This window comes from Citrobacter sp. Cpo069, from assembly GCF_030332785.1.
GTDB lineage: Bacteria > Pseudomonadota > Gammaproteobacteria > Enterobacterales > Enterobacteriaceae > Citrobacter > Citrobacter portucalensis.
In genome coordinates, this window is the sequence record NZ_JAOWHD010000049.1 from 1 (window position 1) to 14,938 (window position 14,938).

Annotated in this window: 19 protein-coding genes and 1 pseudogene; 4 read left to right on the forward strand and 16 right to left on the reverse strand. The window is 54.1% G+C overall.

The genetic code is table 11. The annotated features are described in order from the left end of the window. The 4 genes from OGY08_RS12045 to OGY08_RS12060 all read left to right on the forward strand — a co-directional run. The coding region (locus OGY08_RS12045; RefSeq protein ID WP_286565891.1) for a type VI secretion system Vgr family protein at positions 1–1,824 on the forward strand (1,824 nt) is incomplete at its 5' end. Further along, entirely contained in the window at positions 1,821–2,249 is a 429-nt protein-coding gene (locus OGY08_RS12050; protein WP_008784877.1) for a DcrB-related protein, read from the forward strand. The genes OGY08_RS12045 and OGY08_RS12050, both read left to right, overlap by 4 nt. Before the next feature lie 23 nt (positions 2,250–2,272). Then, entirely contained in the window at positions 2,273–6,706 is a 4,434-nt protein-coding gene (locus OGY08_RS12055) for an RHS repeat-associated core domain-containing protein (RefSeq protein WP_286565892.1), read from the forward strand. Beyond that, positions 6,699–7,016, forward strand: a complete 318-nt coding sequence (locus OGY08_RS12060; protein ID WP_228553259.1) for a hypothetical protein — start codon at positions 6,699–6,701, stop codon at positions 7,014–7,016. The genes OGY08_RS12055 and OGY08_RS12060 overlap by 8 nt, the downstream gene beginning before the upstream one ends. 77 nt (positions 7,017–7,093) lie before the next feature. Here OGY08_RS12060 and OGY08_RS12065 read toward each other — a convergent pair whose 3' ends face one another. The 16 genes and pseudogenes from OGY08_RS12065 to OGY08_RS12140 form a co-directional block, all read right to left on the reverse strand. Next, a complete protein-coding gene (locus OGY08_RS12065; protein ID WP_125363307.1) occupies positions 7,094–7,351 on the reverse strand; it encodes a SymE family type I addiction module toxin in 258 nt (85 codons plus the stop codon). 301 nt (positions 7,352–7,652) lie between these two features. Then, the gene (locus tag OGY08_RS12070; RefSeq protein WP_125363306.1) at positions 7,653–8,435 is read right to left on the reverse strand and encodes a lipoprotein YafT; all 783 of its coding nucleotides are present in this window, start codon (positions 8,433–8,435) and stop codon (positions 7,653–7,655) included. Positions 8,436–9,070: 635 nt separating this feature from the next. Then, on the reverse strand, positions 9,071–9,307 hold the full coding sequence (locus tag OGY08_RS12075; protein WP_016154458.1) for a hypothetical protein: 237 nt from the start codon (positions 9,305–9,307) through the stop codon (positions 9,071–9,073). An 11-nt stretch (positions 9,308–9,318) separates the two neighbouring features. Further along, positions 9,319–10,164, reverse strand: a pseudogene (locus tag OGY08_RS12080) (DUF4942 domain-containing protein). 80 nt (positions 10,165–10,244) lie between these two features. Next, positions 10,245–10,448, reverse strand: coding sequence for a DUF957 domain-containing protein (locus OGY08_RS12085; protein WP_009652505.1), 204 nt, complete (start codon positions 10,446–10,448; stop codon positions 10,245–10,247). Between the two features lie 29 nt (positions 10,449–10,477). Further along, positions 10,478–10,969, reverse strand: coding sequence for a DUF5983 family protein (locus tag OGY08_RS12090; protein WP_009652438.1), 492 nt, complete (start codon positions 10,967–10,969; stop codon positions 10,478–10,480). Then, entirely contained in the window at positions 10,966–11,343 is a 378-nt protein-coding gene (locus tag OGY08_RS12095; RefSeq protein WP_016154457.1) for a TA system toxin CbtA family protein, read from the reverse strand. Before OGY08_RS12095 ends, OGY08_RS12090 begins: the two co-directional genes overlap by 4 nt. A 49-nt stretch (positions 11,344–11,392) precedes the next feature. Continuing rightward, positions 11,393–11,752: a type IV toxin-antitoxin system YeeU family antitoxin gene (locus tag OGY08_RS12100; protein WP_009652436.1), complete on the reverse strand. Its 360-nt coding sequence runs from the start codon at positions 11,750–11,752 to the stop codon at positions 11,393–11,395. 23 nt (positions 11,753–11,775) lie between these two features. Next, positions 11,776–11,997, reverse strand: a complete 222-nt coding sequence (locus OGY08_RS12105) for a DUF987 domain-containing protein (RefSeq protein ID WP_009652392.1) — start codon at positions 11,995–11,997, stop codon at positions 11,776–11,778. 13 nt (positions 11,998–12,010) lie between these two features. Continuing rightward, positions 12,011–12,493 carry a RadC family protein gene (gene radC, locus OGY08_RS12110; RefSeq protein WP_016154455.1) on the reverse strand — a complete coding sequence of 161 codons (483 nt, stop codon included), beginning with the start codon at positions 12,491–12,493 and terminating at the stop codon, positions 12,011–12,013. An 11-nt stretch (positions 12,494–12,504) separates the two neighbouring features. Next, entirely contained in the window at positions 12,505–12,723 is a 219-nt protein-coding gene (locus tag OGY08_RS12115) for a hypothetical protein (protein ID WP_009652503.1), read from the reverse strand. Between the two features lie 10 nt (positions 12,724–12,733). Further along, the gene (locus tag OGY08_RS12120) at positions 12,734–13,207 is read right to left on the reverse strand and encodes an antirestriction protein (protein WP_080336072.1); all 474 of its coding nucleotides are present in this window, start codon (positions 13,205–13,207) and stop codon (positions 12,734–12,736) included. 16 nt (positions 13,208–13,223) lie between these two features. Next, entirely contained in the window at positions 13,224–13,478 is a 255-nt protein-coding gene (locus OGY08_RS12125; protein ID WP_009652519.1) for a hypothetical protein, read from the reverse strand. Next, the gene (locus OGY08_RS12130; protein ID WP_009652424.1) at positions 13,478–14,296 is read right to left on the reverse strand and encodes a DUF932 domain-containing protein; all 819 of its coding nucleotides are present in this window, start codon (positions 14,294–14,296) and stop codon (positions 13,478–13,480) included. Before OGY08_RS12130 ends, OGY08_RS12125 begins: the two co-directional genes overlap by 1 nt. Before the next feature lie 103 nt (positions 14,297–14,399). After that, a complete protein-coding gene (locus OGY08_RS12135; protein ID WP_009652474.1) occupies positions 14,400–14,633 on the reverse strand; it encodes a DUF905 domain-containing protein in 234 nt (77 codons plus the stop codon). A gap of 55 nt (positions 14,634–14,688) precedes the next feature. Next, on the reverse strand, positions 14,689–14,910 hold the full coding sequence (locus OGY08_RS12140) for a hypothetical protein (RefSeq protein ID WP_009652443.1): 222 nt from the start codon (positions 14,908–14,910) through the stop codon (positions 14,689–14,691). Between the last annotated feature and the right edge of the window lie 28 nt (positions 14,911–14,938).

Genomic DNA, 14,938 nt, shown 5'->3' on the forward strand with positions numbered 1-14,938 from the left:
CTGGAAAAAACAGCCCATCTTAAAATCTGGCAGGGCACGGAGATACAGCGCCGGGTGAACGGTATTGTGACCTGGTTTGAGCAGGGTGAAAACGACGGACACCAGATGCTGTACAGCATGATTGTCCGGCCACCGGTGTGGCGTGCCTCCCTGCGGCAGAACTCCCGTATTTTTCAGAATGAGGACATTAAAAGCATTCTGGGGACGATATTGCAGGAAAACGGGGTGACGGACTGGAGTCCGCTGTTCAGTGAGGCGCATCCGGCGCGGGAATTCTGCGTGCAGTACGGTGAAACGGATTATGACTTTCTGGCGCGGATGGCGGCGGAGGAAGGACTGTTCTTCTACGAAGAGCACTCGCCTGACAGCGACGACCAGAGTCTGGTGCTGTGTGACACGGTGCGCTTTCTGCCGGAGGTGTTTGACATCCCGTGGAACCCGAATACCCGGACCGAAGTGAGCACGCCGTGCATCAGCCAGTTCCGCCACAGCGCACAGATACGCCCCTCTTCTGTCATTGGCAAGGACTACACCTTTAAACGCCCCGGCTGGGCGGGCCGCTTTGAGCAGCAGGGGCAGAACCAGGATTATCAGCGTACACAGTATGAAGTGTTTGATTATCCGGGGCGCTTCAAGGACGACCACGGGCAGAACTTCGCCCGCTGGCAGGTGGAGGGCTGGCGCAATAATGCCGAAGAGGCGCAGGGAAAAAGTCGTTCTCCGGCAATATGGCCGGGGCGGCGTATTCAGCTGACGGAACATCCGCAGGCGGGCCTGAACCGTGAATGGCAGGTGGTGAGCAGCGATTTGCAGGGGAAACAGCCGCAGGCGGTGGCGGGGCGTTCCGGTTCAGGGACCACCCTTGAGAATGATTTTACGGTGATACCGGCGGACAGGACGTGGCGGCCCCGGCCAATGGAAAAGCCGTCAGTGGACGGCCCGCAGTCAGCCACTGTTACCGGCCCGGAGGGGGAGGAAATCTTCTGTGACGAACATGGCCGGGTGCGGGTGAAGTTTAACTGGGACCGGTATAACCCGGCGAACCAGGACAGCTCGTGCTGGATACGGGTGGTGCAGGCGTGGGCGGGACCGGGGTTCGGCAACCTGGCGATACCGCGGGTGGGACAGGAGGTGATAGTGGACTTCCTGAACGGGGACCCTGACCAGCCAATCATCATGGGGCGGACGTACCATGCGGATAACCCGCCGCCGGGCGGTCTGCCGGGGACGAAGACGCAGATGACCATCCGCTCGAAAACCTATAAAGGTAGCGGGTATAACGAGCTGATGTTCGAGGATAAAACAGGTCAGGAACTGTTGTCGATGCATGCGCAGAAGGACATGAAGACGACGGTACTCAACGATCAGGGTACGGCGATCATTCGTAACCAGAGTCTGGTAGTGGGCAATAACCGGCTGAAAGTCGTGACCGCCAACGAAGATGTCAAAATTGACGGGCACCAGCTGCTCAATATTCGGCAGTTTCAGGAAGTGAATGTCAAAACCGATGTGACCTGTTTTAACGGCGGCGACAGGATAATGCAAAGCGCGGGAAATGTGGTCATCGGCTCAGGTTCCATGATCCGGCTGGAATGTGGGGAGAGTGCACTGGAGTTGCATGCCGGGGGCGTGATTAACCTTAAGGGCAAGGCGTTTAACATCGTGGCTGAGGGTAACAGTCTCATTACGACAGGCACAGCTATGCTGGGCCTGAATCCGGAAGAGCCCGCCCCGGCTATTGGCGTTGTCGGTAAAAACCATAAAAAAGACTTAACCAGCATTATACAGGGATTATTCCCCGAAGAGACGGGGGGCGGAAAATGAACGCCATTTACCGCATGAATGAAGGCCATCTGGCGCTGACCGGAGAAGACTGGCTTGACTGCACGATGCAGGTTATTCGCAATACCCGCACCCACACCTCACTGGTGATCACCCGCGCAGTTATTGCCGGGGACAGGTCGTTTGATGACGAACTGGTATTCCAGTGGGCACAGGTGGCTGCACAGATCGATAACTATCAACAGACGCCACCCGTCACATTAACGTTGCCTTTATTGCCTGACTGTCCCGCCCGGGAAACGACGGCTACATATCTTCGTGAACCTTATTTTTGTTGCCAGCGCCAGCTGGCCGTACTGATGCCAGAACGGCGGCTGCTGATGCTGACCTGCACCGCACTGAATACCTTTAGCGAAGAGGACGAACGGTTCTGGCTGCAGGTTAAAAATACGCTGGACAGGGACTGAGATCAGACAGAGGACGTTTTGCCATGAGCAATCCGAACGCCGCCCGTCTGGGCGACGACATCATTCATACCAGTATTCTGGCCGATATACTGGAGGGAGCTTTTGAAGCGGCTATTTGCGTTGCTGTTGGGGTCGTCGTGGTTGCTGCTGCAGCCCCTCTTGCCGCCGCGGCGGCAACTGCTGCAGGCGTGTCAGCTGCGACGGTTGCGGCAGCGTCAGTCGCCGCAACAACCTGTACAGCCGCGGGCATTGTCGGAGGGCTGACAGTTTCGTTATCGGGTGCTTCTGAGGTTGTCGGCGATATTGCTCAGGGCGCGGCAAACTTTATCTCCCCCCCGTCACCGCAGGGGAAAATTGCGACAGGTTCTTTAAATGTGCAGACCAATGGTCTGCCTGCCGCCAGAGCTGCGGGGCGTCTGATGACCGCCGCCGAAAACGCCACGCGGGAAAAAATGGAGGCGGAAGAGAAGACGCGGCGGGAAGAAGAGGACGCCCGGATGTCCACAGGGATGAAAGTGCTGAACGGGGTGTCTGCACTGTTCAGCTATGGCAGCGAACTGCTGGGTGAGTTGATTAACCCTGTCGTGGCCGGGCCGTCAGGCGGGGTGGTGGAAGCTGAGCATGATGTGGTGCTATGCGAAAAACACCCACCGAACCCGATACAGTTTATGGCCGAAGGCTCCTCTCAGGTCAGTATCAATGGTCTGCCTGCCGTCCGCACCGGAGACCGGACAACCTGCGGCGGCACCGTTTCCACGGTGGTCTCTCCCAACGTCATCATCGGGGGTAAACCGGTTGTGGTTCGCCCTATTCATAGCGGCAAATCACCCGGCGTGGAAACCGCGCTGCTCGCGCTTTCCGTCCTGACGTGCCGCCCCACTAAGCTACTGAAACAGCTTCCCTGCATGATAATGGGGATGGCGGCGGCAATGCTTGCCAGTAAGATTGGCGAATCTGTGCGGGCACTGTGGAATCCGGTACATGCCGCGACGGGCGCGAAGGTTCTGAGCGGGGAAGAGGACTGTGATTTTGAGCTCCCGGCCCGTTTCCCTCTCATCTGGCAGCGCATCTACAACAGCCGTAACCCGCATGAAGGGCTCTTTGGTCGCGGCTGGCGCACCGCATTTGAAACCCGCGTGGTCAGGGAGGAGGAATACGCCTGCTTCCATGATGAAGGGGGACGCGAACTCCGTTTTGTCTGTCCCCCGCCGGGTGAGGCAGGATTCAGTCCCGATGAAGGACTGTTATTTGCGCAGAGCGAACAGGGCATGGTGGTGATTGGTGATCTGGACGGCGCCACCTGGCGGCTCTATCTTCCGCACCCGTCAGCGCCCTCGCAACTGCGCCTGCACCTGCTGTCGGATAATTATGGCAATGGCTTGCGGCTCCATTATGACGAACAGGATCGCCTGCAGGCGATTACCGATACCCAGGAAAGCCTGCGGGTGGTGCTGCATTATCAGGACTTACACTCCCCGCAGCGTCCGACCCGGATCACTGAGCACATGCTCACCCCGGCCCCCCCCGGTGGCGAGCCGGTTCATCGGCTACTGATGTCCTACGACTACACCCCGCAGGGGGAACTGTACCGTGTGACCGATGCGGATGATGTCTGCCTGCGTGAATTTGATTACACCCCGGACGCCCTGATGGCAGGGCACCGGATGCCCGGCGGGGCCCGTCACCGCTATCAGTGGAAAAAGTTCAGCGACGGCTGGCGGGTGGTGGCCTATGAGTCCAGCGGAGGTGACAGCGCCACGATTGGTTATGACCTGACACAGGGCGTGACCATCGTCACCCATGGCGGTGGCGAAACGCACCGGCATGAATGGGATCGTCGCTATCTGGTGGAGAAGTACACCGATGAATCCGGGCAGGTATGGGGCTATGAGTGGAACGAGGACGGGCAGCTTTCGCGTACCGTCGACCCGTTGGGTGCCAGCAGAGCATATCACTATGATAATGCGGGAAACATGATTCTGGAGACCGACCCGCTGGGCCGGGCCGTTTGTACACGCTGGCTTGAAGACCGGGCGCTGCCTGTTCAGGCCTGCGGGCCGGAGGGAAGCGTACACCAGTATTTTTATGATGCGAACTTTGGTCTGCGTGCAGAAATCAATGCACTCGGGCTGTGCTGTTATTACCGTCGTGATGAATGGGGCCAGGTCGTCGAATTCACAGATGAAAAGGGCGGCGTACAACGCTTTAGCTGTAATGAGCGTGGGCAGCTTATCAGCGTTCAGGACTGTTCCGGGAAAACAACGCAGTACCGGTACGATGCGGCTTACAGGCTGGCCGAGGAGGTGGATGCGGCCGGGGAGAGTACCCGCTATGTTTACAGCCCGGCAGGCAGGCTAAAAATGGTTTCCGGTGCGGAGGACTGGACGGCCAGCCTGTCCTGGACGGCACAGGGGCTGCCGGAAAGCTACCGGGTGGGACACAATAATCCGGTGCGCTGGCAGTATGATGCCTGTGGGCGGGTGAGCGTGGTGACTGACCCGCTGGGCCATACCGTGCGGCGTGAATATGACGCGCGCAACCGGCTGACGCGTTTGTATAACGAAAGTGGTGAGCTGTACCGGTTTATCCACGGCATAAATGGGCATCTGACGGAAGAGCGGGGTCTGGATGGTGTTATCACCCGCTACGAATACGATGTCTGTGACCGGGTGGTCAGTAAAACCTGGGCGGCCGGCACGCCGGATGCGCTGACGCACCGCTGGCAGTATAACGCAGCCGGGGAAGTGACCGATAAGCAAACGCCGGACGGGCACACGGTCTACCGGTACACGACGGGAGGGACTCTGCAGGCGGCGCTGTTTTATCCGCCGGGAGCAGAGAGTCCTGCACAGCGCGTGCTGCTGGAGCATGACCGGCTCGGCCGGCTGACGGCGGAGGAGAACGACTCTGGCCGGGTGAGCTACAGCCTGGATGAACTGGGTAACCGGACATCCGTTCAGCTGCCGGATGGTCGCAGCCTGAAGACGCTGTATTACGGCAGCGGTCATGCGCTGAGTATCAGTCTGGATGAGCGGCTGATTACGGAATTTACCCGTGACAACCTGCACCGGGAAATCAGTCGAACGCAGGGCGGCCTGACGACACGCACGCGTTATGACCGACTGGGGCGGCAGGCGCGCCGGGAAATCTACCGCAAAGAGAACGGGATGCGGCCGGTGGAGGCGTGGCACTGGCAGTACGACAGCCGCCACAACCTGCTGAGTGAAACGCAAATCAGCGACTACCGCTATCAGGGCTACCATTACGATGACGGTGACCACGTCTGTCGCCACGACACCAGTTTTCGTGGGGTGACGCATCATACGTACGATGCGGCAGGTAACCTGCTGACTGCCCCGCAGGCAGGGCAGTCGCTGACACATAACCGGCAGACGCAGTGCGGTAATGGTGCGTGCAGGTATGATGTTTACGGCCGGATGGTGCAGAAACCGGGCCCGGGTGGCCTGTGGCGCTACGGTTATGACAGTGAACACCGGATGACGGAAGCGGTGCTGGACATGCCGGACGCAACCGGGGCCGGAAATACGCGACACCGGGTGATTTTTACCCACGACCCGTTTGGGCGGCGAACAGAAAAGCGCAGCGAGGTGACGGTATCTGCGCCGGATGACGGGCGTGTCACCGGGACGCAGGAGGTGACGACCTTTGTGTGGGAAGGGTTCCGGCTACTGGCGGAGACCCGCAACGGACAGTCGCTGGTGTACGTGTACGAAGGGGCGGGGAGTTACACGCCGCTGGCGAGGGTTTACGGCACCGGCGACAAACAGCGTGTGGACTACTACCGCTGCAGCCATAACGGTATGCCGCAGGCGCTGACGGATGAGGACGGGAAACTGCACTGGCGTCAGGATGTGGAGACGTGGGGAGAAACGCGGTCGGAATACGCGGATGAAGAGGGAGGCAGGTGGCGGAAGATATGGGGTGGTGCGCCGGAAGAGAACCTGCGGTTTGCGGGTCAGTATCTGGACAGGGAAACGGGGCTTCACTACAATACATTCAGGTATTATGCGCCGGATATGGGGCGGTTTATTACGCCGGATCCGATAGGGCTAAAAGGCGGGTTAAACCTCTATGCTTATGCGCCTAATCCGCTGACATGGATCGATCCACTTGGACTAAGTGGTGATAAAGTAAATGTATATAAAGATGCTCCGTACCATGGTACTTCTGATAATTCAGTAAAAAGCCGAGCACCAACAAATGGTCAGATAGCTTTAGATAACTCTGTTCAAGTAAAACCAACATCACCAAGACGGGTTGGTGTTGATATTGTTAATAATGAAATTGTTGTATTAGATAAAACGCGAGCGTTATCAGATCAAGTGGATGAATATCATGGGCATGTTCGTGATTGGGATGCTTTGGATAACAAGCAACAATCTGCCTTGATCAAATCTGATAAAACGACGAGAAAAGGAAAGATCTGTGGTGGCTGAAGATAAGTTACGCTTAGAAAAACTGCTTAACTCTGGTGAGCCTGAGAAAGTTACAGAGACTCTTCTTTATATTGCCTATAATATAAGTGATATAAAATGGGCCGAAGAGCAGTTAATGAGAATGGCAAATGATCCTGATAATGATATTAGTGGATTGGCTTTAACTTGCTTGGGGCACATAGCCAGAATAAATGGTACAATAAATAAAGACATAGTAATCCCATTTTTGAAAGAGAAAATTAATAATTCAAATGAGATAATATCATCGAGAGCTGAAGATGCTCTTGATGATATTAATATGTTTACCTGATTATTTTTATAAATTTTTAAATCCGGGAAAGAATAAATCTTCCCGGCTTTTTTATTATTCAGTTTTGGTTAAGTCTACTAAACAAGCACATCTTTGATCCCCTTAACCACCTGTTTAGCCTGATAAAGCTGCTCGCGCAGCTCCTGCACCTCGTTACAGTCTGCCATCAGCACAATACACCCGTCCGAGATCTTCACCGTCACGCCGCGCCCGGTCTCAAATCCCGCCTCGACCAGCCAGTCGCCTTTAAGGTGCAGGCTGGAGTTGCGTGTATATCCGGTGGGGATTTTTGTTTTACGGTTGGTGCGGTAAATGCCGACATAGCCGACTTTCATGTGTGCCGTGTTCTGGATGAGTTTTTGTATTTAACTATCTGATTTAATAGTAAAATAAATAGTGTTCAGATGGCTTAAATGATCAGGGTGTGGCGGTGGCGTATGGACTACGACGCGATGAGCTTGGTGATTTACATACAACGCTAACGGTATGATTCGCACTCCGGTAAGCTCCTTTATCCTGACCCGATAGGGCTGGCGGGGGAGTAATCTTGCCCTGCGGCTCCAGCCCGCGAGGGGCAGCAGGCACGTCGGATTCGCTGACGCGCCGCTACAAGTCAATAATGGTAGCCAGGACGGATTACTGGTAACGGTTCACCAGGTCTTTAACCATTGATGCATAGGTTTTTTGCTTAAGCTGCGAAAATTGCCTTTCAGCAGTTGCTTCTGCAGCATTTTTTTTCCCTAGCAGTGGTAGCAGCATTTTATCTTCATAATTGACCGGCGACCAGGTAGCCCATTCACCAGTTGCCACGTCCACTAGAGTGAAACGCACCAGATAACGTAGTGATGTATTGTCGGTTAGTTTTTCATTTTTATAATCTGACCAGACCATGTTTTTTGTCGCAGCGTCATATTTGCCTGACTGCAATGTATCCTGATAAACGATGATTGCTTTCTGATGCCCTTTTGCAGCGATATAACGCAATGCCTGCATCCAGTTCATGTTTTCTACAACAGCAATATCCTGGCTCTCGTCTTTATTTTTATCTTTATTACAAGTCACGGTCTTTTGCCTGTCCGGAATACCGGAGAAGGTTGCGACGGTATAATATCGACTCATTTCCTGCTGCATGATGGCTTCCGGTGCTCGACTACCGGACTGTACCAGAATAACAGGTGAATTCAGAGATACGTGAAACACATTCCCTTCCAGCGCGGCCTGGATCTCCTCTTCGGACACCGCCAGCGTAGTTTCATTGCCAAAAATATCCTTGTCCGTCAGTTGCTGTGCTGAAGCAGTCTTACTTACGCCGTTCTCTGTCCGTGCCCCTGCTTTCTTTGCATCAATAGGAGAGTGTGGCGCGCAGCCAGTCAGCAGAAATACTGCTGTACATAAAAATACTGCTGACCTGGAATTCATATTTGCATCCTCAATGGCGTCAGGTGTTTCCTGCAATTATTTATCTGAAAACTCAAACTGAATTATACACATGAAATAAAGACCTAAAAAGAGAATTGCTTTTTATTAAAACATTCAATTAAATAATGATTAAAGGTTTTGTATGTGTTATTTAAATATATACTATCCTATTGCAGAGTACAGTTTATCCGTGTGGGGCTGGCTGGCAGTATTATTGGGAGGGTTGTAACAGTACGAAGAATTTTTTGGGGGGGATGCAATATTCGGGAGCAAAACTATATTATTGCCTTAGCATTGATGCAGGTTTGTTCTCCTGAATAAATTTAAGCCGGAAATACATAATGAAAATTCTGCAATATACAACATCAGAGTAAGACAAGAAGCGTCTCCTTCGGATCAGATTTTAAGATTTCGGGTATGCAGGTGGGGGGCAGTGTGTCTCAACGTCCTGGATTCGCCTATGGTCGCTCTTTCAGTTGTGTGTTGTCGAGAAAGGTAGATGCCAGCAGCTTACGCGTGACTTCTGCCAATCTAATTTGTGTATAAAAGTAGACGAATTGGAGGTGAGCAGTTGGCGGAGTTCAATAGAGAGCCCGCTTCGCCAAAAGCAAAAAACCCGCCATAGGCGGGTTCTTCTAAATAGTGGTGCCCGGACTCGGAATGGATTTTGTTTTGTAATTGCATTGATTAGAATGGTTTTTATCTTGTTCCATAAACGTTGAGGCCCCCATTAAGGCCCCCTTCTGCAAAGGGTCAAAATTTGATGGTTGAACAGGAACTTTTACATCCATCTGAATACTATTTGATGGCAAGGTATAGTGATCTACTACGGAATCGCAGTGAGCACCATCCATGTTTGAAAATGATACCATAATTTGGTTCCTTACTGTTTAGTGGGCAACGCCCCTGGATAGTGTTTCGCGATAATGTCGTTCAGCTTATCGACCAGCTCCGATCGCCTGAACGTGATATGGACAGTTCCCTTCTGAAAATACTTAATCACAGACATCTCATCCTCATAACGGGTGCTATGCCTGTTCTCATGGATATGGTCGCTTAACCGGCGCGTGACGTCGGCGCGATTGTCGGGGATGGCCTTCCCATCCAGCAGCATCAGCATGCGCTCAAGGTCCGTTAACCGGTCACGCTGCCAGCCCCAGTTCAGACCAAATCCCCACCGGTCATATTTGACAAGCCCCGTCACGATGATTTTCCCGCCAAACCTACAGGGGCTGTTTGTCTTAAAATTCCAGCTCAGACCTTTAAACACGTTAATCACACCTCGTTCAAACACCTCACCTTTATTCAGATGCAGTTGTTCGAATGTGTTGAGAATATTCTCTTCACTGATAGCCGGAATATCGTCTTTCTCCAGGCTGTTGTACCACTCGTCGCGGACCTGTGCGTCCATGAGCGCCAGCATTCCCGAGCGTTGCATCAGATCCCGCCATATACCACGATCGATATTGCGAGTAATGGCTTTCATGGCCGTATCAGTATCCTCCATCAGCCAGCAGTCGTAGCTGTATTGCCGCATTCCCTATTCATTCGCTTTACCACCGCCGATGCTGCGGGTCAGCGTCGAGATATCGTCAAGTTGTTGTATCAGCGTTTCAATCTGTGCAATCGCGAAATTACGTCCGGTGATGATGCGCTCAATACTGGTAGAACAAATCACATCGGTATGGCCGGTTAACACTTCAGGTTCGGTGAGGGTAAGATCTGACATTTTAATTTCCTTTATATAAAGCAAAGCGCCAGCCGGTAAGGGCTGGGGCTTATAGGTGTGTGGTGAGTATGGTTCGGTGGCTAACAGGTTCTGGTCTGTTGCAGAAGCTGAAGATGGCGGAGATTACGAACATCGTTTCGCGCCTGCTCAATCCAGGGCAACAGCACTGCTGAATCCGTCTTGTCTTCGTCGTTGTCGAAAATAATGCCGGTGTTGCAACTGATGTTGTCCTGCAGCCAGCCAATCAGAATGTTGAGAGCCACTTCGGTGGTTAATTCCGGCATGTAAAAACCTTGTGGTGATTGAGGTGGGGTTACCAGTCAAAGGTTGTAAAACTTGGTAGCACTTCGCCAAAGGCATCCAGATGAACAATGCCAGCGGCGTAGCGACGCATAAGCGTCACTAATAACCGACGGCAGGCTTTTGACAGACCGAGGCGTTTGAGGCGTAAGACCGGAAACGACCACGCGCCCAGGTGGAGCAGATAACCCGAGCCGGTATAACTAATCCATTCAGACTCGCCAAAGTCTTCATGCTGGTGTGAAAGGGTAAACAGCAGAGCATTGTCTTCCGCCGTGATATGTGCAGTGCTGCACTGAATGCCGTTCAGGCGGGCAACGGGCGGAATTGGATCTTCAACAATCAATTTCCCCGGTTCGTCAGCAACGAGAAGCGAATAACCGTTCTGGTTCACCACATTGATCAGGTCGGTCAGTTCAATACCGTCAATGTCTACGACGATCCGGCCCATGTTGAGGGCCAGTACGTTGATGGCATCGGCTTCCACCGTCAGGGACAGCTTCATGGTTGCACCTCACGGTATTTGCCGGTGGTGATGTCGGTAACGGCCCTGTAGCTATGACGGGTCATCAGCCCGGTGGCTTTGCGGGCGCGGAGAATATCGATACTGGTGAGAAGCGGCGACTGAGTTTCCGCGTTAAAACCGCGACGATCAGTGCGTACCAGGTCGTATTTCTCCACGATGAAATTCACCGCGTCGCACAGTGAGATACCGGCATCGATATGCTCTTGGATCACACCATCTTTGCCAAATGGCGTGTCGTTGAGCGTCAGACCGTAGTGACGGTCCAGCAGGTGACTCAGGAGGCGCTGCCAGATCGCCACGGGTGACGGGCGTGGCGAAACCTCCCGTTTCGGAGGAACAGGTTGTGTTTGCATAATGGAAACCTTTACTGGTGAGTTAAACGAAGGAAAACTGCCGGGAGGTTTATTCTGTTGTTGCAGGTGTCGGGTAAATTGCGAGATAGACGTACCCGTGCGAGCCGAGGCTGTCGGCCTCGCATATCAGCCCTTTTGCATACAGCGTGACGCAGTGCTGATGACGGGGATTCAGCTCACCGGAAAGCAGCATCAGCTCCAGTTGCTTCAGCAGTAGCGGGAATGCCTGGTCGAGATGGCGTAAATCCGCGTCGCTGAAGGTGCCGGTGATGCTGGCGCGGTCGTTCAGGTAATGCAGCCGGTTGCCCTCCTGCACCAGACGTGCGCCAAAACAGGGGGTGATATCGCGTTTAAGCCCCCACCAAGGGGCGGCGATATCGTGGTTTACAGGCGGTATTGTATTCGACAATTTTAGCCTTCCTTAAACGTGAATTAATTCAGCGTAACGCTGCGTAATACGACGTACGGGCCGTTGCGGTCCTGACGGTGTTCTGCGAAGACGGCGAGCACGCCGCTGATATCCTGCACTTCCCGACCTGCGTAGTGGCAGATGCTGCCGGACCATGTGTATTTGCCGGCACAGAAGCGAAACAACCGGGACTGCGGATGCTGGCGGTATATCGCCATCGCCTGGCGTTTGCTGATGATTTTCATCGTTATTCTCTCCTTAAAGCCACCCTCTCTCAGCAAACGAGACGATCTCCATGCCGCCCACCACCAGGTGATCAAGCAGTCGGATATCAACCAGCTCCAGCGCCTGCTGAATACGCGTAGTGACCTGACGATCTGCATTGCTGGGTTCGGCAAGGCCTGACGGGTGGCAATGCGCCACAATGACAGCGGCACAGTTATGCTTCAGACCGGCCTTAACCACCTCGCGGGGATGGACCTGCGTATGATTGATGGTGCCGGTGAAGAGCGTTTCGTGGGCTATCAGACGATGCTGGTTATCGAGGAAGAGTACAGTGAATACTTCACGCTCCAGTGAGGCGAGTTGCAGACGCAGCCAGTCACGAACGGCGGTGGTGGAGGTAAAGGAGGCGCCGGGCTCGCGTAACTGGCGTTCCAGCAGGGTCAGCGCACGTCGGATAGTGCGCTGTGCGGCGGGAGATATTCCCCCGCTGTCGGGGGGGCAAGGGGTTATATTCATTGGCTTTTCCTTTATGTTGACCCGTCCGGGATTGATGTGTTGTACAGTTTCACGGCAACGACGAACTCGTCGTGCTGGGATTCAAACCATGACCAGATAGGGAAGAGAGAGGTGCCCGTCAGAAAATGCAGGAAGAGTTCGTCGGTCACAACGTCTCCGTCCTCATCCCTGACCGTTATTTTCCCCAGCGCATCCCACAGGGTATTCAGGTGAGACAGTTCATACGACATGGCGGGATGCTCAGTCGATGATGTGCATGATGGCGCTGCATTCCGGGTGACTGAGCGCGTAATCCCGCAGGCGGTAGTAGTGCTCCGTCATGGCATCGCATTCGGTGCGCATGGCATGGTGGCTGTAAGTCATCAGACAGACGGCAATCCCCGCAGCGTCGGCACTGAGTTCACCGCCGTTGCCGTTCATAGTGTTGAACAGCGACCACGGTCCATTGTTCTCCGCTTCCGGGGCCATAAACGCACCACCGTTGCTGAGCGTATAAAAATTCCAGATACCGCCGTTGTAGTCGGCGCAGAAACGGTCCATCCACGCGAAGACCGTCGGCTCAAGGATTATCCACTGCGGTATGCTGCCGAAGTACTGCGGCCAAAAGCCGATGCGCTGCTCGTCCTGTACGAGGGTGGCGGTCAGCGCTGGCGCAGAACCGGCAGGTTGTGGCGGTAACGGAAGGGTATCGTGAAGGTTAATAATGTCGGTCATGTTAGTTTTTCCTTGTTTATTTATCGGGTTGGGGATGCTGGTTCAGCAGGAGTGACGGGCAGGACTGCGCATAGCCATCTTCATCGCACCGTGAGGGCCAGATGCTGTCAGATACAGACAGTCGGCACAGGCTGAGCTCGCCGGGACGGTAGCAAAGATGTCTGCACCAGGCGCAGAGGTCATCGTCGGAGATGGAACGGCAGCCGGACTGGTTTTGCAGGGAAACGGGCCAGACAGCCGTCAGACGGGTATTTGCAGGAATGTGCTGCATCAGCTCAGTGCCTGCTGCAGTTCTTCGGCCATCACCCAGAGCGCGCGGTTGAGTTTGATATCCCCGTCGATACCGTTAACCGCACGAGTGTGGGTACGTTTACCCTGTGCGGTGCGTCCGCTCAGCCCGCCTTTCAGCAACGATTCCTGAATGCGGTTATAAACGGTCCACAGGTCGTCCTGATGGTCCTCATACCGTCGCGGTGTCAGTATCTGCGCTGCGGTCACCGGCTGATATTCTTCACCAAAGCGGTATGTCAGTGCGGCGTTCGCCAGGGCATGTTGCGCGGGTGCTGGTAGTCGAAGTGACTGCATGGCCTCGCGCTTTTCTTCCACCCGATCAAAGACACCGAGCACTTCATAAGCCCCCTCAATCACTTTCCCGGCCACATCGCCACGATGCGGTACACGAATTTCACCGAACGACTGTCCGCAGACGAGCCCGTTGGTGCAGATGGCTCTGAACAGCCCCGGCAGCATCTGGTATGAGCTGCTACCATCGTGCGAGTTAAGCAAAATGATTTCGGGAACCTGCTGGCCGGTTATCTGACCGGTACGACGCAGGCGCAGCAGATGTTTGGTGTGCTCCCGGCGGTCAGGGTCGCGTACGCGTGACTGGCAGGCGAAGAAGGGTTCAAAGCCTTCGCGTTGAAGATTTTCGAGCAGAGTAATGGTGGGTATGTAAGCGTATTTTTCGCTCCTGGAACCGTGGCGATCTGCACTGAATACGCTGGGAACGACCTGCATCAGTTCTTCGCGGGTTAACGGACGATCGCGACGGATCTGGTTTGTCCGTCCAAAGCGGCTGGCTAGTCTCATGGTAAATTCCTTATTGTTGATTTAACGGCATAAACAAAACAGCCATGCTCCTGTGGGAGCATGGCTTTTTTGTGTGGTCGCTATTGGGTTAAGCTGTGGTGTGTCAGTGTTTGGGGATCCCGTGGCTGAGCAGATAGCGGTTAAGCCATTCCCCGGCACTGGCTTCAAAATTCCAGGCCCGCCAGATTAACGTCCCCTCGCTGTCGCGAATAACCAGCCGAAAGTGCGTACCCTGGTCATCTTCTATAGTGACGTTGTGGTAAAGCGTGACCACGGCTTCAGCCTGTCGGCGGGTGAATTGCCCTGGCGGTAACGACGTATCGTCAGTGACTTGCATATTCAGTTCCTGATGAATGGCATAAAACAAAATGCCCCGCTCAGTGAGCAGGGCATCAGTGGGTTAAGTGTGTGGCAATAAGCTGCAGTATCTGTTCCATGAGCGCTGTGATTAAGGCACCTGCGAGCAGGGTTGCCGCCTGTCTGGCGATGTAAATACTGTCTTCGTCATAGCCTTCTTCGCGGAAGTGGTCTTCCACAAACTGCTGCGCCCGGCTGCTGGCGCACCACGTCAGCACCTGACGCAGGGTGTTGAGCACGATTTTCAGTAATGTCATTGGGTCAAATCTCAGAGGGGGGATCCGG